General features: G+C 68.9%; 14 protein-coding genes and 1 pseudogene. 10 read left to right on the top strand and 5 right to left on the bottom strand.

The features are described 5' to 3' along the window. The 3 genes from A9X01_RS10670 to A9X01_RS10660 form a co-directional block, all read left to right on the top strand. Positions 1 to 816: peptidase dimerization domain-containing protein (locus A9X01_RS10670; protein WP_065120731.1), on the top strand; the 816-nt coding region annotated here is incomplete at its 5' end. Beyond that, positions 813 to 1982: a M20 family metallopeptidase gene (locus A9X01_RS10665; RefSeq protein WP_036353101.1), complete on the top strand. Its 1170-nt coding sequence runs from the start codon at positions 813 to 815 to the stop codon at positions 1980 to 1982. The genes A9X01_RS10670 and A9X01_RS10665, both read left to right, overlap by 4 nt. A gap of 176 nt (positions 1983 to 2158) precedes the next feature. Further along, a complete protein-coding gene (locus A9X01_RS10660; RefSeq protein ID WP_065120730.1) occupies positions 2159 to 3046 on the top strand; it encodes a type IV toxin-antitoxin system AbiEi family antitoxin in 888 nt (295 codons plus the stop codon). 158 nt (positions 3047 to 3204) lie between these two features. Here the strand turns inward: A9X01_RS10660 and A9X01_RS10655 are convergent, their stop codons facing one another. Further along, positions 3205 to 3684 carry a gamma-glutamylcyclotransferase family protein gene (locus A9X01_RS10655; protein ID WP_065120729.1) on the bottom strand — a complete coding sequence of 160 codons (480 nt, stop codon included), beginning with the start codon at positions 3682 to 3684 and terminating at the stop codon, positions 3205 to 3207. Positions 3685 to 3731: 47 nt separating this feature from the next. Between A9X01_RS10655 and A9X01_RS10650 the strand changes: the two are divergent. From A9X01_RS10650 to A9X01_RS10635, 4 genes and pseudogenes are all read left to right on the top strand, one after another. Further along, positions 3732 to 5224 (top strand): annotated as a pseudogene (locus A9X01_RS10650) (NAD(P)H-quinone dehydrogenase); the annotation flags it as partial. An 18-nt stretch (positions 5225 to 5242) separates the two neighbouring features. Beyond that, positions 5243 to 6982 carry a glycerol-3-phosphate dehydrogenase/oxidase gene (locus tag A9X01_RS10645; RefSeq protein ID WP_065120727.1) on the top strand — a complete coding sequence of 580 codons (1740 nt, stop codon included), beginning with the start codon at positions 5243 to 5245 and terminating at the stop codon, positions 6980 to 6982. Then, positions 6979 to 7845, top strand: coding sequence for a pseudouridine synthase (locus A9X01_RS10640; protein WP_065120726.1), 867 nt, complete (start codon positions 6979 to 6981; stop codon positions 7843 to 7845). Before A9X01_RS10645 ends, A9X01_RS10640 begins: the two co-directional genes overlap by 4 nt. Beyond that, positions 7842 to 10745 (top strand): arylsulfatase, encoded by a 2904-nt coding sequence (locus tag A9X01_RS10635; RefSeq protein WP_065120725.1) that lies wholly within the window; start codon positions 7842 to 7844, stop codon positions 10743 to 10745. Before A9X01_RS10640 ends, A9X01_RS10635 begins: the two co-directional genes overlap by 4 nt. Here the strand turns inward: A9X01_RS10635 and A9X01_RS10630 are convergent. Next, positions 10742 to 10954: a hypothetical protein gene (locus A9X01_RS10630; RefSeq protein WP_065120724.1), complete on the bottom strand. Its 213-nt coding sequence runs from the start codon at positions 10952 to 10954 to the stop codon at positions 10742 to 10744. The genes A9X01_RS10635 and A9X01_RS10630 overlap by 4 nt on opposite strands. A gap of 78 nt (positions 10955 to 11032) precedes the next feature. Beyond that, positions 11033 to 11296, bottom strand: coding sequence for a DUF732 domain-containing protein (locus A9X01_RS10625; protein ID WP_253849054.1), 264 nt, complete (start codon positions 11294 to 11296; stop codon positions 11033 to 11035). 307 nt (positions 11297 to 11603) lie between these two features. Here A9X01_RS10625 and pstS point away from each other — a divergent pair, with 307 nt between their 5' ends. The 3 genes from pstS to A9X01_RS10610 all read left to right on the top strand — a co-directional run bounded on the left by pstS (position 11604) and on the right by A9X01_RS10610 (position 14947). Further along, positions 11604 to 12722, top strand: a complete 1119-nt coding sequence (gene pstS, locus A9X01_RS10620) for a phosphate ABC transporter substrate-binding protein PstS (RefSeq protein ID WP_065120722.1) — start codon at positions 11604 to 11606, stop codon at positions 12720 to 12722. A gap of 119 nt (positions 12723 to 12841) precedes the next feature. After that, a complete protein-coding gene (locus A9X01_RS10615; RefSeq protein ID WP_065120721.1) occupies positions 12842 to 14002 on the top strand; it encodes a PPE family protein in 1161 nt (386 codons plus the stop codon). A 27-nt stretch (positions 14003 to 14029) separates the two neighbouring features. After that, complete coding sequence (locus tag A9X01_RS10610) at positions 14030 to 14947, top strand: extracellular catalytic domain type 1 short-chain-length polyhydroxyalkanoate depolymerase (RefSeq protein ID WP_065120720.1); 918 nt, start codon at positions 14030 to 14032, stop codon at positions 14945 to 14947. 7 nt (positions 14948 to 14954) lie between these two features. Here A9X01_RS10610 and nei2 read toward each other — a convergent pair whose 3' ends face one another. Then, a complete protein-coding gene (gene nei2 / locus A9X01_RS10605; protein WP_065120719.1) occupies positions 14955 to 15722 on the bottom strand; it encodes an endonuclease VIII Nei2 in 768 nt (255 codons plus the stop codon). A 2-nt stretch (positions 15723 to 15724) separates the two neighbouring features. Then, complete coding sequence (locus tag A9X01_RS10600; RefSeq protein ID WP_065120718.1) at positions 15725 to 20287, bottom strand: ATP-dependent helicase; 4563 nt, start codon at positions 20285 to 20287, stop codon at positions 15725 to 15727. Positions 20288 to 20324 lie beyond the last annotated feature (37 nt).

Here is a 20324-nt window from a genome sequence, read left to right as displayed (position 1 = left end):
CTGGGCACGCCGGCCGAGGAGTCCGGTGGTGGCAAGGAGTTGATGCTGCGGGCCGGGGCGTTCGACGACGTCGCGGTGGCCGTGATGGTGCACCCGGGGCCGTCCGATATCGCCGGCGCGCGCTCGCTGGCGCTGTCCGAGGTGACCGTGCACTACCGCGGCAAGGAGTCGCATGCGGCCGTCGCGCCGCATCTCGGCGTCAACGCCGCCGACGCGGTCACTGTCGCGCAGGTGGCCATCGGCCTGCTGCGCCAGCAATTGGCGCCCGGACAGATGACCCATGGCGTCGTCACCGACGGCGGGCAGGCGGTCAACGTGATCCCGGGGCAGGCGGCGCTGAAGTATGCGATGCGGGCGGTGGAGTCGGATTCGCTGCGTGAACTCGAGGGCAGGATGTACGCCTGCTTCGCGGCCGGCGCGCTGGCGGCGGGCTGCGAGTACGAAATCGAAGAGGCCGGCCCGGCGTACGCGGAACTGCGGCCGGACCGCTGGCTGGCCGACGTCTGCCGGGCGGAGATGCGCCGGCTGGGGCGCGAACCGGTGCCGGCCGAGATCGAGGCGGGGCTGCCGTTGGGCAGCACCGACATGGGCAATGTGACGCACGTGCTGCCGGGGATCCATCCGATCATCGGCGTCGATGCCGGGGGTGCGACGGTGCATCAGCGGGCCTTCGCCGATGCCGCGGCCGGACCCAGCGCCGACCTGGCGGTGGTCGACGGGGCCATCATGCTGGCGCGCGCGGTCGTCGCGCTCGCCGAGGACCCTGCTCAGCGGGACCGGGTGCTGGCGGCACAGCAGCGCAGGGCGGCTTCATGAGCCTGGTCGACAGCGCCGAATCCTGGCTGGCCGCCCACTACGAGGACCTGGTGGCGTGGCGTCGACACATCCACCGCTACCCCGAGCTGGGCCGGCAGGAGTTCGCGACCACCCAGTTCGTCGCCGAGCGGCTGGGCGACGCCGGACTGAACCCCAAGGTGTTGCCCGGTGGGACGGGGTTGACCTGCGACTTCGGGCCCGAGCATCAGCCCAGGATCGCGCTGCGGGCCGACATGGACGCGCTGCCGATGGCCGAGCTCACCGGCGCGCCGTACGCCTCGACCATGCCGAACATCGCCCATGCCTGCGGTCATGACGCGCACACCGCGATCCTGCTCGGGACGGCGTTGGCGCTGGCGTCGGTGCCCGAGCTGCCGGTAGGGGTGCGGCTGATCTTCCAGGCCGCCGAGGAGCTGATGCCCGGTGGCGCGATAGACGCGATCGCGGCCGGTGCGCTGACCGGGGTGTCGCGCATCTTCGCACTGCACTGCGATCCCCGCCTCGAGGTGGGCAAGGTGGCGGTGCGGCTGGGACCCATCACGTCCGCGGCCGACCAGCTGGAAATCACCCTGTACTCGCCGGGCGGTCATACTTCACGCCCGCATCTGACGGCCGACCTGGTCTACGGGCTGGGCACGGTGATCACCGGCCTACCCGGGGTGTTGTCGCGACGCATCGACCCGCGCAACAGCACGGTGCTGGTGTGGGGGGCGGTCAATGCGGGGGTGGCGCCCAACGCGATCCCGCAGAGCGGGGTGCTGGCCGGGACCGTGCGCACGGCCAGCCGGCAGACCTGGATCGACCTGGAAGGGATCATCCGCGAGGCCGTCGCCGGGTTGTTGTCGCCACTAGCGATCGAGCACACGCTGCAATACCGGCGCGGCGTGCCGCCGGTGGTCAACGAGGACGTCTCGACGCGGATCCTCACCCACGCCATCGAAGCCGTCGGGCCTGACGTGCTGGCCGACACCCGCCAGTCCGGCGGCGGCGAGGACTTCTCCTGGTACCTCGAAGAGATCCCCGGCGCGATGGCAAGGCTGGGCGTGTGGTCGGGGGAGGGCCCGCAGCTCGACCTGCACCAGCCGACATTCGACCTCGACGAGCGCGCGTTGGCCATCGGTGTACGGGTGATGGTGAACATCATCGAGCAGTCCGGCGCCTTCTGAGTTTTCGCCCGCCCTTCCTTTTCGTGTCCTTCCCCTTACCGCCCTTCCTCCTTGTCGCGCTTCCTCCTTGTCGCGAGCGTGCATAGATGTCCGGCGACACGCCGCGCAAGCCGGCATTCTTCGCACCTTCGCGCAGTGAATTGTGTGGGTGGCAACGCGCTCCGACGATATCCGGCATGAATGCAGATCTCGACCAACTGCTGACCGCCCAAGGCGGAGTCGCGACCGCCGCGCAAGTCCGGAAATTCCTTACCCGTCGCGAGCTTGAGGTGTACTTGAATTGTGGTGCACTGCAACGGATTTGGTATGGAGTCTACTGCCGAGATAATCCGACGACGGCCCAGCGGTTGCGTGGGCTCGACTTGGCGGCCGGCACAACGGTCGCGGCGTGTATGGGTACCGCCGCAGCCGCATACGGCTTCGACACCGAACAGACATCAAAAGTGCACGTGCTCAATCCCGTTCGCCGACAACTGCGACCGGCGCCGGGCCTGGTTGTGCATCGGCGCAACGGCGCGCCGCTGAAAGTGCTGGCCGGCCGACCAGTCACCACACCCGCGTGGACGGCGATCGAGGTGGCCCGCACACTGAAGCGGCCTCGTACCTTGGCGACGCTGGACGCCGCGCTACGCAGCACCACCTGTAGCCGCGGCGACCTGGCGCGGGTCGTGGAGTTGCAGGCCGGCCGCCGTGGCATTGTGCACGTCCGCGATTTGCTGCCGCTGGCCTCGCCGCTGGCCGAGTCCCCGATGGAGAGCGAGGCAAGGCTGGTCATGATCGACGGCGGATTGCCGACACCGCTGTTGCAGTACGAGGTCGTCGACCTCTCCGGCAAGGTACGGCGGTTCGACTTCGCGTGGCCGCAGTACCGGCTCCTCGCCGAGTACGACGGCGTCGGTTGGCACAGTGGTCCGGAGGCATTCTTCAACGACCGCGAGCGCTGGACGGCAGCTCAGGACCTCAATTGGGTGGTTGTGCCGATTGTCGCCGAGGACGTGCGACGGTATCCCGCCGATCTGGTCCGACGGTTGAGGGCGCGGATGGAACGAGCGATGGCGGCCTGACCCCCGGCGCGAGGGTGCGTAGATTGCCGGTCCCAGCGGCGTGTCGCCGGACATCTGTGCACGCTCGCGGCAGGGAGCGGCAGGGAGCGGCAGGGAGCGGCAGGGAAAGCGCGCGGGCGCGACCGCTGCCAGGGCGAGTCGCGCGCAAGGAAAGAGACCTACCCGCTCGTTCCGGGGCCGATATTGCGGGCGGGCCGGGTGCGCAGGTCGTGCACATATTCCGGCGGCGCTCCGGCGATCTCGGCGGCGTCGGCCATTACTCCCAGATACCGCGCCGACGGCAGTCCACCCTCCCAGGCGTCCAGCACATACAGCCACGCCAGCACGGGATCGATGTCGGTGTCCGACGTTTCACGCTCCACCCGGCAACGGATCTTCTTGTGCACGCCGAACTCGGAGCCTTCCCAGCGGTCCAGGTTCATCTCGTCGGCTGGCGTCATGTCGTAGAGCACGACGAACACCCGCGAATCAGGGTCCTCGACCACCGTCGCCAGCGCGCCTTCCCAGCCGATGTCCTCGCCGCCGAACGTCAGCCGCCACCCCGGCAACCAGCCAGTTCCGGCCATCGGCGAGTGCGGTGCGCGCATGAGCATCTGCTCGGGATGCATGTTCGATCCGTACGCGGCGTAAAGCGGCACGGGGGAAAGCTTAGACGGCATGCGCATGGTCAGCGGGCTAGGTTCAAGTGGTGACTCGCATCGTGATCCTCGGTGGTGGCCCAGCCGGATACGAAGCCGCCCTGGTGGCCGCCAACGCCCGCCCCGACGTCCAAGTCACCGTGATCGACTCCGACGGCATCGGCGGAGCCGCGGTCACCGCCGACTGCGTGCCGTCCAAGACGTTCATCGCCTCGACCTGGCTGCGCACCGAACTGCGCCGCGCGCCACGGCTGGGCTTCGACATCGACATCGACGACGCGAAAATCGACCTGGCGCAGATCCATACTCGGGTCCGGCGCCTGGCCGCCGAACAATCCGACGACATCGCCACCCAGCTGCGCGACGTGGGCGTCCGCCTGGTCGCCGGGCGCGGTGAGCTGATCGATCCGGTCCCCGGCCTGGCCGGGCACCGCATCAAGGCAACCGCCGCGGACGGCACCGTCACCGAGCACGACGCCGACTTCGTGCTGATCGCTACCGGCGCCAGTCCGCGGGTGCTGCCCTCGGCGCAGCCCGACGGCGAGCGGATCCTGACCTGGCGCCAGCTCTACGACCTCAAAGAACTGCCGGAACACCTGATCGTGGTGGGTTCGGGCGTCACCGGCGCCGAGTTCGTGCACGCCTACACCGAGCTGGGCGTGCAGGTCAGTGTCGCCGCCAGCCGGGACCGCGTGCTGCCCTACGAGGACGCCGACGCGGCCGCGGTCCTGGAAGAATCGTTCGCCGAACGCGGCGTGCAGCTGTTCAAAAACGCACGCGCCGAATCGGTCAAACGCACCGGCGACGGCGTGCTGGTGACCATGACCGACGGGCGCACCGTCGAGGGCAGCCACGCCCTGATGACCATCGGCTCGGTGCCCAACACCAGCGGGCTCGGCCTGGAACGCGTGGGCATCAAGCTCGCACCCGGCGACTACCTGAAGGTGGACCGGGTCTCGCGGACCTCGGTGCCGGGCATTTACGCGGCGGGCGACTGCACCGGCCTGCTCCTGCTGGCCTCGGTGGCCGCGATGCAGGGCCGCATCGCGATGTATCACGCCCTGGGCGAGGGAGTCAGCCCGATCCGGCTGCGCACCGTCGCCGCGACGGTGTTCACCCGGCCGGAAATCGCTGCGGTCGGCGTTCCGCAGTCGGCCATCGACGACGGATCGTTCAGCGCGCGCACCATCATGTTGCCGCTGCACACCAACGCCCGGGCCAAGATGTCCGGGCTGCGGCAGGGCTTCGTGAAGATCTTCTGCCGCAAGTCCACCGGCGTGGTGATCGGCGGCGTGGTGGTCGCGCCGATCGCCTCCGAGCTGATTTTGCCCATCGCGGTGGCCGTGACCAACCGCATCACGGTCAACGAGTTGGCCCAGACGCTCGCCGTCTACCCGTCGCTGTCCGGGTCCATCACCGAGGCCGCCCGGCGCCTGATGGCGCATGACGATCTGGATTAGGCCGAATTCAAAGAACGAAGGCCGACTCTCGGACCGCGAAGCAACTAACCTTGCCTGAGCACCGCTTACCGACGAGTAACCGACAGGAGCCTGTTGTCGTGAGCAACCCGATCGAGAACGAGCCTGCCGCATCGCTGGGACCTGAGCAGCGCGCGGCGGCCTGGCAGCGGCTCGGTACCGAGCAGTTCGACGTGGTCGTCATCGGCGGCGGTGTGGTGGGTTCCGGTTGTGCGCTGGATGCGGCCACCCGCGGACTCAAGGTCGCGCTGGTCGAGGCCCGCGACTTCGCCTCCGGCACGTCGAGCCGCTCCTCGAAGATGTTCCACGGCGGCCTGCGCTACCTGGAACAACTCGAGTTCGGCCTGGTGCGCGAGGCCCTCTACGAACGCGAGCTGTCGCTGACCACCCTGGCACCCCACCTGGTCAAGCCGATGCCGTTTCTGTTCCCGCTGACCAAGCGCTGGTGGGAGCGCCCGTACATCGCCGCGGGCATCTTCCTCTACGACAGTCTTGGCGGCGCGAAGTCGGTCCCGGCGCAGAAACACATGACGCGGGCCGGGGCGTTGCGGCTGAGTCCAGGGCTCAAGCGCAGCTCCCTGATCGGCGGTATCCGCTACTACGACACCGTCGTCGACGACGCGCGGCACACCATGACCGTCGCACGGACCGCGGCCCACTACGGCGCGGTGGTGCGCTCCTCCACGCAGGTGGTGGCGTTGCTGCGGGAAGGCGACCGGGTCACCGGAGTACGGGTCCGCGACTCCGAGGACGGCGAGATCACCGAGGTCCGCGGTCACGTGGTGATCAACGCGACCGGGGTGTGGACCGACGAGATCCAGGCGCTGTCCAAGCAACGGGGCCGGTTCAAGGTGCGCGCCTCCAAGGGCGTGCACGTGGTCGTTCCCCGCGACCGCATCGTCAGCGACGTTGCGATCATCCTGCGCACCGAGAAGTCGGTCATGTTCGTCATCCCGTGGGGCAGCCACTGGATCATCGGCACCACCGACACCGACTGGGACCTCGACCTCGCCCATCCCGCGGCGACCAAGGCGGACATCGACTACATCCTGGGCACCGTCAACACCGTGCTCGCGACCCCGCTGACCCACGCCGATATCGACGGGGTGTACGCCGGGCTGCGGCCGTTGCTGGCCGGGGAGAGCGAGGAGACCTCCAAGCTGTCCCGCGAGCATGCGGTCGCGGTGCCGGCGGCCGGTCTCGTCGCCATCGCCGGCGGCAAATACACCACCTACCGGGTGATGGCGGCGGACGCGGTGGACGCGGCGGCCGAGTTCATCCCGGCCCGGGTGGCGCCGTCGATCACCCAGAAGGTGCCCCTGATGGGCGCCGACGGCTACTTCGCTCTGATCAACCAGACCGAGAACGTCGGCGCGATGCGAGGCCTGCACCCCTACCGGGTGCGGCACCTGCTGGACCGCTACGGGTCTTTGATCGACGAGGTGCTGGCTTTGGCGGCGAAGGATCCCAGCCTGTTGGGCCCGATCAAAGAGGCGCCCGGCTACCTCAAGGTGGAGGCCCTGTACGCCGTGGCCGCGGAGGGGGCGCTGCACCTCGAGGACATCCTGGCGCGCCGCATGCGGATCTCGATCGAGTACTCGCACCGCGGCGTCGACTGCGCACGCGAGGTGGCCGAGCTGGTCGCCCCGGTGCTGGGCTGGAGCTCCGCCGACGTCGACCGTGAGGTCGCCAACTACAAGGCGCGGGTGGAGGCCGAAGTCCTCTCCCAAGCCCAGCCCGACGACGTGTCCGCCGACGAGCTGCGCGCCAGCGCACCCGAGGCGCGGGCCGAGATCCTCGAGCCGGTACCGCTCAATTGAGGCCTGCGCCCCTTCCGGTTCGCGACGGACTGGGGCCGGCGCGGGTCCGGCTGTACGGCGGCGCGGTGCTGGCCGAGCTGACCACCCGGTTCGGCGCGGCCGCGCGGGCGAAAGTCATTGCCGGAGAAGTCGTTGACGCCGACGGCGTGGTGGTCGACGGCACGACGGTGCTGCCCGCCGGGGCGAGCGTGTATCTCTACCGGGACCTGCCGCAGGAGGTGCCCGTACCGTTCGGAATCGAGGTGCTGCACCGCGACGACGACATCGTCGTCGTCGACAAACCGCACTTCCTGGCCACCATGCCCCGGGGCCGGCACGTGGCGCAGACCGCGCTGGTTCGCCTGCGCCGCGAGCTGGACCTACCGGAACTCAGCCCGGCGCACCGGCTGGACCGGCTGACCGCCGGGGTGCTGCTGTTCACCACCCGCCGCGAGCTAAGGGGCAGGTATCAAACACTTTTCGCGCGCGGCGAGGTGCGCAAGACATATCTGGCCCGTGCTGCGGTCGACCCGCAACTGGTGCTGCCGCGGGTGGTGCGCAACCGAATCATCAAGCGCCGCAGTCAGTTACAGGCCGTCGTCGAGCCCGGTGAGCCGAACGCCGAGACGCTCATCGAGCTACTCTCGCCGGACGGCTTGTACCGGCTGACCCCGCGCACCGGCCGCACCCACCAGCTGCGGTTGCACATGGCGTCGCTGGGTGTGCCGATACTTGGAGACCCGTTGTATCCCACCATCATTCCCGTAGCTGACGATGATTTCAGCACCCCGCTGCGACTACTGGCGCAGCGCATCGAGTTCGACGACCCGATCACCGGGTCGCGCCGCGAGTTCATCAGCCGACGAGAGGAAGGGTCGCTATGAGTGAAGAGAACGCACTGGTCATCGTTGCCGGATACCAGGATCTCGACGCTGCCCGTGGTGACTTCGCGAACCTGGCCGGCCGGGCCAACGCCGACACCCTGCCGTTGCAGGGGGCGGTGCTGGTGGGCAAGGACGCCGACGGCAACGACGTGGTGCTGGACACCGGGAACAAGCTCGGTCGCCGCGGCGCGGCGCTCGGGGCGGGTGCGGGGCTGGCCGTCGGATTGTTCTCGCCGGCGCTGCTGGCGTCGACGGCGGTGGGCGCCGCCGCCGGCGCGCTGGCCGGGACGTTCGCCCACCATCGCATCAAGAGCGGCCTGGCCGACAAGATCGGCCAGGCGCTGGCGGCCGGCAGCGCCCTGATCATCGCCGTCACACCGGCGCAGGGACGCCTAGCGGTGGAACAAACCTTGTCCGGTTCACCGATGAAATCCGTTGCCGAGCTCAGCCGTTCCTCGCTGCGGGCGCTCGGGGCGGCGCTGCAGCAGGCGATGGGCAAGTTCAACCCGGACCGCACCAGGCTGCCGATACCGCCGGGAAGCTTCGGTGGCACCATCGGGCGCACCGTCGCCGAATCGGTGGGGGACTGGACGATCGTGCCCGGCGCCGCCGCGCCCGCGGGCGCGCCCAACGTGCTGATCGTGCTCATCGACGACGCCGGCTTCGGCGGCCCGGACACCTTCGGTGGCGGCATCCACACCCCGTCGCTGTCCCGAATAGCCCAGAATGGCTTGGCCTACAACCGCTTTCACGTCACCGCGGTCTGCTCACCCACCCGCGCGGCGCTGCTGACCGGCCGCAACCACCACCGCGTCGGCTTCGGATCGGTGTGCGAGTTTCCCGGCCCGTACCCCGGCTACTCAACAGTCAAGCCGCGCAGTTGCGCCGCGCTGCCCCGGATCCTGCGCGACAACGGTTATGTCACAGGTGCTTTCGGCAAGTGGCACCTCACCCCGGACAACGTCCAGGGCGCGGCGGGGCCGTTCGACAACTGGCCGATCGGCTGGGGATTCGACCACTTCTGGGGCTTCCCGTCCGGGGCCGCGGGCCAGTACGACCCGATCATCAGCCAGGACAACACCGTCATCGGCATCCCGCAGAGCGACGGCGACCGCCCCTACTTCTTCCCCGACGACCTGACTGACAAGGCCGTCGAATGGCTGCACACCGTGCGCGCGCAGAACGCCACCAAGCCGTGGATGCTGTACTACTCGACCGGTGCCACGCACGCCCCGCACCACGTGTTCAAGGAGTGGGCCGACAAGTACAAAGGCCAGTTCGACGAAGGCTGGGATGTCTACCGGCAAAAGACCTTTGAGCGTCAGAAGCAGCTAGGGATCATCCCGCCGGACGCCGAGCTCACCGAGCGCCCGGACCTGTTCCCGGCCTGGGACAGCCTCTCGGAGAGTCAGCGCAAGCTCTACGCGCGCCAGATGGAGGTGTTCGCCGGGTTCTCGGAGAACGCCGACTGGAACGTAGGCCGGCTGCTGGACGCGATCGACGAGCTTGGCGAGTCGGACAACACGCTGGTGTTCTACATCTGGGGCGACAACGGCGCCAGCATGGAGGGCACCAACACCGGCTCGTTCAACGAGATGACCTTCCTCAACGGATTGGACCTGGATGCCGACCGGCAGCTGGAGCTCATCGAGCAGTACGGCGGCATCGAGGCGCTCGGCGACGAATTCACCGCACCGCATTTCGCCAGCGGCTGGGCGCACGCCAACAACACCCCGTTCCAGTGGGGCAAGCAGATGGCCAGCCACCTGGGCGGCACCCGTGACCCGATGGTGGTGGCCTGGCCCAGCCGCATCCCCGCCGGCAGCGGGATCCGCAGCCAGTTCGCGCACTGCATCGACATCGCGCCCACCGTGCTGGAGGCCATCGGTCTGCCGGAACCGGTCAGCGTCGACGGGTTCGATCAGGAACCGATGGACGGAACCAGCTTCCTGCACACCTTCGCCGACGCCGAAGCCGAGGAGCGCCACACGCTGCAGTACTTCGAGAACTTCGGCAGCCGCGCGCTGTACAAGGACGGCTGGTGGGCCTGCGCCCGGCTGGACAAGGCACCGTGGGACCTCTCGCCGGAGACCATGGCGCGGTTCGCGCCCGGCACTTACGACCCCGACCAGGACGTGTGGGAGCTCTACTACCTGCCCGACGACTTTTCCCAGGCCAACGATCTCGCTGCCAAATACCCCGAGAAGCTCGCCGAGCTGCAGGAACTGTGGTGGGCAGAAGCCGAACGTAACCGGGTGCTGCCGCTGCTCGGCGGGCTGGCGGTGATGTTCGGCGACCTGCCGCCGCTGCCGCCCACCACGCAGGTCACCTTCCAGGGCGGGATCCAGAACATTCAGCGCGGCATGGTGCCCCGAGTGTTCGGCCGGTCGTACGCGATCGAAGCGCACCTGCTGGTGCCCGAGGAAGGTGCGCGGGGCGTGATCGTCGCCAATGCCGACTTCATGGGCGGGTTCGCATTGTGGGCCGACGAGGCGGGCTTACTGCACCACACCTACTCCTACCTCGGCATCGAAACCTATCGGCAGGTGTCCACCGAAGCCATCCCCACCGGCGCGGTCACCGTCCGGATGCTGTTCGAAACCGATCGGCCCGTCGTCGGCTCCGGTGGCCGAGTGACGTTGTGGGCCAACGACCGTCGTATCGGCGAAGGGGAACTGCCCCAGACGGTCACCCTGGCCTTCACGTCCTACGCGGGGATGGACGTCGGACGCGACAACGGCCTCGTCGTCGACCGGGAGTACGAAGACAAGGCGCCGTATGCGTTCAACGGCACCGTGCGCAAGGTCGTCTTCGACCTCAAACCCGTGCCGCCCGAGGCCGAGCAGGCGTTGCACGAGCACGCTTCGGTGCAGGCGGTGGGCCGGGGAGCGGCGAACTAACTGTCGTCACCCAGCAGGTCGGTCAAACCGTTCTCGATCCCGGTATCGATCTGCTCACGCATGGTGCCTCGGCTCGGGAACATGGTTTCGCCGCTTTCGCAGCCGCAACTGAGGCCGCCGTACACACTCGGATCGGCGCCGGCCGGATTCGCGGTCACCGTCGCGGCGGCGAGCGCAATCGCCACCGCGGACAACACTTTTCTGATCACCCATTACCACCCGTGAGTTGGTATCGAAAGTGTATGTGGGTGAACAACGCGCGAGCGTTACGACTCAGTAAATGTTGGCTAGTTCGTCGCGTGATGCCGTGGGCAGTACGCGGCGATGCTCACGCCGACGAAATATCCGGCGTGGTAGCCGTCGAGGTTACTGCTGCTCGTCACTTCGTTGGCGACCTCGGCCTTTTGCCTACCGTTGTCCAGCTCGTCGCAAACCTGATGAGCCGCCAGGATCGCCGCTTGCGGCGTCCCGAAGTTGATGTTGTGCGCCTGTAGGGCGCCGAGGAATTGACTGTCGATCCCGTCGGCGCGCGCGGACGAGTCCGTCACCATTCCTGTCAGAGTGAGGGCCGCGGCGACCGCGGGAGCGGCTACGAACGATCGCAGGAGGAAGGGCGAACGCCGGTGACTGACGGCCATCGTTGAACCCTCCTCACGGCTGACGTAACACGTTGCTTACATTGCGATCATCGCACGTAACGATCGTCGATGAGTGACATCCCTGTTTTCCGTGACGGTGACCGCACCGGCTGTCCGGACCGTGAACCGGAGAGAAACTGCGGACGAAATGATCGCGTCCAGCTAGCGGCTGCGCCGGGCGAGAACAAATCGGCGTGCGCGAAACTTGTTACCATGCCTCGTGAATCCAAAGTTCAGCCGATTCGCGGCCCCGCTCATCGCAGTCGTTGTTGGTTCGTCGACAGTGTCGGCATGCGCCAATGGCGGCAACCCCGCTCAGGGCGGTAACACCACCCCTGCCTCGACGCTGAACGCGGACTGCGGCGGCAACGCAACCCTTAGGGCCAGCGGTTCGACCGCACAGGCCAACGCGATGGCCCGTTTCGCCCGCGCCTTCCAACAAGCCTGTCCCGGTCACGCACTGAATTACACCGCCAACGGCTCGGGTGCGGGAATCAACGAATTTCTAACCGGGCAAACAGATTTCGGGGGTTCCGACGCACCGCTGAGCAGAGACGAATACGGCCGGGCGCAGCAGCGGTGCGGGTCACCGGTGTGGAATCTGCCGATCGTGTTCGGGCCCATCGCCATTGCCTACAACGTCGCGGGAGTGGATTCGCTGAACCTCGACGGGCCTACGGCAGCCAAGATTTTCAACGGTGCCATCACCGATTGGAACGACCCCGCAATTCAGGCGCTGAACCAAGGCCTGAGCCTGCCCGCGAAGCCAATCCGGGTCATCTTCCGCAGTGACCAGTCCGGGACTTCGGAGAACTTCCAGCGGTATCTCGATACCGCCTCGGGCGGAGCCTGGGGCCGCGGCGCTGGGCGGACATTCAACGGCGCGGTCGGCGAGGGGGTGGCGGGCAGTGAGGGCGCGGCCGCGGCCGTCGAGGGGGCGGAAGGGTCGGTCACCTACGTCGAATGGTCGTTTGCTCTGGCGCACCGGCTGAATATCGCCAAGGTCGTCACATCGGCAGGTCCGGAGCCGGTCGGCATCGACCCTGGCACGGTGGGCAAGACGATCGGCGCGGCTTGGTTCATCAGGCCGGGCAACGACCTCGCCTTCGACACGATCTCGTTCTATCGCCCGAACCAGCCGGGCGCCTACCCGATCGTGCTTGCGACGTATGAAATCGTCTGCTCGAAATATCCGGACGCGCAGGTGGGTAGGGCAGTGAAGGCTTTTCTGCAGAGCGCGATCGGCGACGGTCAGAACGGCCTGATTGAGAACGGATACATTCCCGTTCCGGCTGATTTTAAGTCGCGACTGTCGACCGCGGTGAACGCCGTCACCTGAGCTTAGGTTTTCGGGGCAGCCCATCCGGGCCGTGCCGACCCGCAATGTTTCAGGGTTTTTCCGACCCTGGTCAGAGCAATGTTTCCAAAAATTTCCCCGTCACGTCATATAAAGATGCTATGGAGTTCGCAGCACTGCCCCCCGAGGTCACCTCGGCGCTGATTCACGCCGGACCCGGCGCGGAATCGTTGATCGAGGCATCGGGCGCGTGGCAGCGGCTGGGCACCGATTTGGAAGAGACGGCCGGCGCCTACACCGCCGTGCTCTCGGCCCTGGCCAGCGAGTGGCACGGCCGGTCGACCCTGGCCATGATCGACGCCGCCGTGCCCTACCTCACCTGGATGCGCGCGACCGCCCAGCAGTGCCACCAGCTGGCCTCTTCGGTGCAGGCCGCGGTGGCGGCCTACGGCTCCACCGTCGCAGCCGTGGTGCGGCCCGCGGAGGTCGCCGCGAACCGGACGCAATTGGCACAGCTGCTGGCCACCAATGTACTTGGCCGGAATTTGGCGGCGATTGCCGCAACAGAAGCGCAGTACGAGCGGATGTGGGCGAACAACGCGGCGGCGATGTACCGCTATCAGGCGACTTCGGCGCAGGCCACCGCACTGCCGCAGTTCGTTTCGCCGCCATCGATCGCCGATCCCGCCGCCACGGCGGCGCAGGCCAACGCGGTGGGCGCCGCCGCGGCGGTGGCGCCAGCGGACGCGGTCCCGCCCCCGGTGTCTCCGTTCGACTCGATCCTGCAGGCGATCGGTGTCACCTTCGACCCCAACCAGGGCTGGTTCGGGTTGGCCAACACCTACGCCAACCAGTTCGTCTCGTCAGGCTTCCCGATCAACCTGCTCAGCTACATGGCGCAGAGCAGCTCCGCCCAGGCGCTGCAATCCGTCGCCCCCGACATCGCCGAGGGCCTCTCGGAGGGGGAATCGGCGCTGGGCTCGGCTGCGACGAGCCTGTCCAGCGCCGCGGGCGCGCTCGGCGCGGTGGAGGCTCCGACGGCGGCGATGGGCGTGGCGGTCTCAATGGGCAGCCTGTCGGCGCCGCCGGCGGCTACCGGCGTGCTGACCGCCGCGCACATGCCGGTGCAGCTCGCGTCCGCGGTGTCGCCGCTTCCGGCCGGAGACGCCGGTTCGGGTTTCCCGATGCTCCCACCGCTGATGCCGCCGCCGATCGCGGCGGGCAGCGGCTGGCGCAAGCGCAAGGAGCAGAAGTACGAGGACCTGGCGATGGGCCTGGAGCTCAAGGGCACCTTCATGCCACGCCCGCCCTCGGCGGGGTGAGCGCGGGCGATCGGTACTTTTGACGTCATGCCGTGGTTGCGATTGCTGTCGCTGGCTGTGCTTGCGCTCGTGCTGGTCGGGTGCAACGAACGCCAAGTCCATGCTGCGCGCGCCCGCGACCAGGCGGGGATGCTGCCCTACGGCGGCCTGAACCGCACGTACCTGGTGCACGTTCCGCCAGGCCCGCCGGTGGGGCTGGTGCTCAACCTGCACGGGGGCGGAGGCACCGGCGCTGGGCAGCGCGGGCTGTCCAACTTCGACTCCATCGCCGACGCCAACGGTTTCCTGGTGGTCTATCCCGACGGCTACGACAAGAGTTGGGCCGACGGGCGCGGGGCGGCGCCGGCCGACCGCAAGCATCTCGACGACGTGGGCTTCCTGGTGTCGCTGGTGAACAAGCTGCGCAGCGACTACAACGTCCCGGCCGGACACATCTTCGCGACCGGTATGTCCAACGGCGGCTTCATGTCCAACCGCCTGGCGTGCGATCACGCCGAGCTTTTCGCTGCGATCGCCCCGGTGTCTGGCACGCTGGGCATCGGTGTGCCGTGCAACCCGTCGCGGCCGGTGTCGGTCCTCGACGCACACGGCACCGGCGACTCGGTGGTCCCGTACAACGGCGGCGCCGTCCGCGGTCGCGGCGGCATCAGCCACGCGATCTCGGTGAACAGCCTGCTCGACCGCTGGCGGGCAGTCGACCGCTGCCCAGGTGACCCGTCGTCCCAGGAGTTGCCCAACGTCGGCGACGGCACCGTCGTGCGCCGATTCGACTCGCGGCCGTGCGCCGACAACACCGAAGTCGTGCACTACCGGATCGAAACCGGCGGGCACACCTGGCCCGGCGGCAAGCAGTACCTACCCAAAGCGGTAATCGGGTCGACCACCCGCGCGTTCGACGGCTCGGAAGTCATCGCCGAGTTCTTCTTGAGCCACGGCCGGGACTGATCCGGCCTCAGCGCTGGCAGACCGGGCACCAATACTGCATCCGTTCGGTGGTTCCGCCCGGCGGTTCCCGGTGGGCGATGGGAGTCCCGCACCGCCGGCAACGCTGCCCGGCCCGCCCGTAAACCCACACCTGCCGACCGGCCCGGGTATCGCCGGTGGTACAGCGATTCCAGCGCATCCGGTTGGCCCACAACATGTCCCGGGCCCGGGTGACCAGCCGCAGCGGGTCGGCGACGTCGCTGACCGGCGCAGTGGGCAGGTGCCCGCTGACGAAGCACAGTTCGTTGGCGAAGACGTTGCCCACGCCGGCCATGACGCGCTGGTCGAGCAGTGCCTCGGAGATGGGGCGATCCGGATCGGCGGTCAGGTTGGCCGCCGCCAGCTTCGGATCCCAGTCCGGGCCCAACAGGTCCGGCCCGAGGTAGGCGACGGCGGCCACGTCGTCCTCGCGGTCGAGGATCTCAAGCACCCCCAAGTCGACCCCGACCGCGCGAATATCACCGGCTTCCAGGATGATTCGGGCCCGATGGTCCACCCGGACCCGGTGATCACCGACGCGCCAACTGCCGTCCATCTTCAGGTGCGAATGAATGCTGGCCCAGCCGACGCGGATGAAAAGGTGCTTGCCTCTGCTGAGCACCTCGTCCACCGGGTGCCCAGTGAGATCGACGGTCGCGTACCGAGGCACCCGCACGTCGCAGCGCGTCAGCGTGCGCCCGACCAGGTGCTCGCGCAGCGTGGCCGCGGTGTGCCAAACGGTGTCGCCTTCGGGCATGCCTACCGCAGCCGCAATCCGCGTGGGGTGCGGGCGAACCCGGCGTCCACCAGCGCCGTCACGACGGTGTCGGGGCCACCGGGCTGCAGCACGGACACGCCGTCGACCCGTTCGACCAGGATCGAGGCCACCCGGCGTGCGGTGACCAGATCGGCCAGCGCGACGGCCGCCGCGCGACTGGCTTCGGCGTCCTCGGTGAACGTCAGCATCGAGCGCCCGCCACGTTCCAGGAACCAGGCCAACTCGCCGTCCACCAGCACCACCAGTGCCCCGGCCTTGCGGCCGGGCCGGGCGCCGACGTTGGCGCCCTCGGCCAAAGCGGTGGGCCAGGGCAGCGCCGCGCCATACGGGTTGGCCGGGTCAGCGGCGGCCAGCACCACCGCGTGGTAATCCGGACGCTGCGGGTCGACACCGTCGAGATAGCTGCGCAGCCGGTCGACGGTGGAGGCGACCGCGAACTGCGCGCCACCCAGCGACTCGACGAAGTACCCGCGCTGGCATCGGCCGGCGTCCTCGAACGCGCTGAGCACCTTGTACAGCGTGGCGAACCCGCCGGGCACTCCCTCGGCGGCGACTGCGCCTTTGGTCAGCACGCCGTGCCGGTTCAGTAGCAACTCGGCCTGGAAGTGAGCGCGCAGGGTCGAGTCCGGCTCGGCAGCCGGCAACGCCGACCACCGGCCCGCGACCGTCGGGTCCGAGGCGCGCGCCTGCGCATAGGCAACGCTGTAGCGGCTCAGCCGCGGCGGGCGATGGCTGCGGTGCGCCGGCGCCGAACGCTTACGGGCGCCGGGCCCACCGCCGAGTAGGGCGCGCACCGGCGCGAAGGTGTCCCCGGTGACCCAGCCGGCCCAAACCAGCTCCCAGAGCGCGGCTTTGAGCTCGGACTCGGCGTGCCCGCCCTGGGCGAGTTGACGGAAGAAGTACGCGCCGCCGCCCGACAGACTGTCCAGGATCGATCGGTGGGCATCGGTGAAGTCGATCTCGGCGGGCGGGGCCAGCGTCATGGTGACGGAGTCCGCGTGATGGAACGCGATCCAGCCGTCGCTGCCCGAGATCGACCCGGCGCCCGACCAGGTGACCTCCCCGGTGGCGAGCAACTCGTCGAGCATCGCGGGGGAGTAGTCACGCACGCGGGGGCCGAGTACCAGGGGCTCGAGCGCCGAGGCCGGGATCCGGACGCCGGCGAGCTGGTCGATCACCGAGGCCAAACCGTCCAGGCCGGACGCGCGGGAGGCGTCCCCCAGCTGATGCCAGGCTGGCAGGAACCGTCCGTAGGCCGCCGTGCTGACCGGTTCGACCTGCGCCCGCAGCGCCGCCAGGGAGCGTCGCCGCAAAATCCGCAGGACGTCGGCGTCGCACCACTGCTCGGACCCGGCGCCGGGGGAGGTGACGACAAACTCACCGCGCACCAGTCGCCCGTCAATCGCCAACCGGCCCAGCACATCTGCGGTCACCCGCAACCCCAACCCGAATCGGGCGGCCGCCTCGGCGGTGGTGAACGGCGTGTGCGTGCGCGCATAGCGACCCAGCAGCTCGCCCAAGGGATCGGCCACCGCTTCGGTGAACGCGATCGGCAGCCCGACCGGCACCGCCGCCCCCACACCGTCCCGTAGCCGGCCGATGTCCTCGACGGCGACCCACCAGCTGCGCCCGGCGAACGACACGGTCAACGCCCGGCGGGCGGCGCGCAACCCTTCCAGCCAGCCGCCTACGTCTGCGGCGGTCGCCCGCGCGGCCACCTCCTCCTCGGTCAGCGGGCCGAGCAACCTCAGCAGGTCCGCGACGCCCTCGGCGTCGCGGGCCGCCCGGTCTTCCGAGAGGTGCTGCAATTGGCGGCCGGTGCCGGCGATGACGTCCGGGTCGAGCAGTTCGCGCAGCTCGACGCGGCCGAGCAGCTCGGCCAGCAGCGTGCTGTCGAGGGAGAGGGCCGCCGCGCGGCGCTCGGCCAGCGGGACGTCGCCCTCGTACATGAAGGCCCCGACGTAACCGAACAACAGGGACGCCGCGAACGGGGACGGCCGGGCGGTCTCGGCTTCGGCGACCCGCACCTTGCGCTGCGCGATCTGCGCCATCAGCCGGGTCAGGGTGGGCACGTCGTAGACGTCCTGCAGGCATTCGCGGATCGTTTCCAGCACGATCGGGAAGTCGGGGTATTTGCGCGCGACCTCCAGCAGCTGCGCGGCGCGCTGCCGCTGATGCCACAGCGGCGAGCGCTTGCCGGGATGGCGGCGGGGCAGCAGCAACGCGCGGGCCGCAGACTCCCGGAACCGGGACGCGAACAGGGCCGACTCGCCGACTTCGGTCGTGACGATCGGGTCGATCTCGTCGGGGTCGAAGACGAATAATTCGGCCCCGGGCGGATTGTCTTCGCCGGTGGAGAATCCGGTGTCGGGCAGCCGCACCACGATGCCGTCGTCGGAGGCGGTCGGCTTCTCGTCGAGTCCGTAGCGTTCGCGCAACCGGCGGCCGACCGCCAGGGCGAGCGGTCCGTGCACCTGCAGGCCATAGGGCGAGTGCAGGATCACCCGCCAGTCACCCAGCTCGTCGCGGAACCGCTCGACCAGCAGCGTGGTGTCGGTGGGCACCACCCGGGTGGCGTCGCGCTGCTCGTCCAGCAGCGTCCACAGATTGTCCGTCGCGTACGCGTCGAAACCCCAACTGGCGCAACGCCTGCCGAATGCATCCCGGTCCGTCGATGCCAACTCGCCGGTAAGTGCGCCTAGGGCGGCACCGAGTTCGGCCGGGCGGCCCACGTCGTCGCCGCGCCAGAACGGCAGGCGCGCCGGCTGACCCGGCGCGGGGATCACCAGCACTCGGTCGTGCGTGATCTCGACGATGCGCCAACTCGTGGCGCCCAGCGAGATGACGTCACCCGGGCGGGATTCGTAGACCATCTCCTCATCCAGTTCGCCTACCCGCGAGGGCTTCTCGGAATCTTCAACAGAAGAAGCGAGGTAGACGGTGAACAGCCCGCGGTCCGGAATAGCGCCACCGGAGGTGACGGCAAGACGTTGGGCGCCGGGCCGGGCGGTCAGCGTGCCGTTGTCGCGGTCATAGACCAGGCGGGGCCGCAGCTCGGCGAACTCCGTCGACGGGTACTTGCCCGACAGCAGATCCAGGGTGGCCTCGAACACGCTGCGGGGCAGCGTCGCGAACGGGGCGCTGCGACGCACGGTGTCGAACCAGCGGTCGGCGTCAATCGGCTCGAGGGCGGCCGCGGCCACGGTGTGCTGAGCCAAAATGTCGAGCGGGTTTGCGGGCACCTTCATGGTCTCGATCTGGCCGGTCAGCATTCGCTGGACGCTGACCGCGCAGCCCAGCAGATCGGTGCGGTGCTTGGGAAACAGCACACCGCGCGACACTTCGCCGACCTGATGGCCGGCCCGGCCGATCCGCTGCAACCCACTGGCAACCGACGGCGGTGCCTCGACCTGGATCACCAGATCGACTGCGCCCATGTCGATACCGAGCTCGAGGCTGGACGTGGCGACCACGGCCTTGAGCTGGCCGCTCTTCAGATCTTCTTCGACGATGGCGCGCTGTTCCTTGCTGACCGACCCGTGGTGGGCGCGGGCCAGCAGGGTGGGCGCACCGAAGCTCTGCCCGCTGGCCATCACGTACGCCGGCGCCCCGCCGGCGACCTCGGCGTTGCCGCCGTTCGGCAGTTCGACGCCCGAGCGTTCGGCGTGGATCTCGTTGAGCCGCGCCGTCAGTCGCTCGGCCAGCCGCCGCGAGTTGGCGAACACGATCGTTGAGTTGTGCTGCTCGATCAGGTCGACCAGCCGCGCCTCGACGTCGGGCCAGATGGAGTTGTTGGCCAGGTTGGCCATGTCGGGCACCGGGACCTGGACGGACAGCTCGACCGTCTTGGCCGACGGTGGCGCGACGATTGTGGTTGGCGACTGGCCGGAGAGGAACCGGGCCAGTTCCTCGGCGGGACGTACCGTCGCCGACAGTCCGATTCGCTGCGCCGGGCGCCCGTCGCGCAACTCATCCAGGCGTTCCAGCGACAGCGCCAGATGCGCGCCGCGCTTGGTGGCGGCGATGGCGTGGATCTCGTCCACGATGACGGTCTGCACGCCGGTCAGGGTTTCGCGCGCGGCAGAGGTCAGCATCAAGAACAGCGACTCGGGAGTGGTGATCAACACGTCCGGTGGCCGGGTGATGAGCTGCCGGCGCTCGGCAGGTGGGGTGTCGCCGGACCGGACGCCCACGCTGATGGCGGGTGGGGCCAGACCGCGGGCCTCGGCGAGCCGGGTCAGCCCGGTCAGCGGCGTGCGCAGGTTCCGCTCGACGTCCACCGCGAGCGCCTTGAGTGGCGAGACATAAAGCACCCGGGTGCCGGCTGGCCGGTCGGGTGCGCTGGCCAGGCTGTCCAGCGCCCACAAGAATGCGGCCAGCGTCTTACCCGAACCGGTGGGTGCGATGACCAGCGTATTGTCGCCGTTCGCAATGGCCGTCCACGCGGCGTCCTGCGCGGACGTAGGCGCCGCGAAGGTGCTGGCGAACCAGTCGCGGGTGATAGCGCTGAATCGCGACAGGGCTTCGGGCGGGGAAGTGCTCACCTAGCCATCGTGCCAAGAGGCACTGACAGAAACGTTC

Source organism: Mycobacterium asiaticum, from assembly GCF_001668675.1.
Lineage (GTDB): Bacteria > Actinomycetota > Actinomycetes > Mycobacteriales > Mycobacteriaceae > Mycobacterium > Mycobacterium asiaticum_D.
This window is presented reverse-complemented; position numbering and strand designations above follow the sequence as displayed.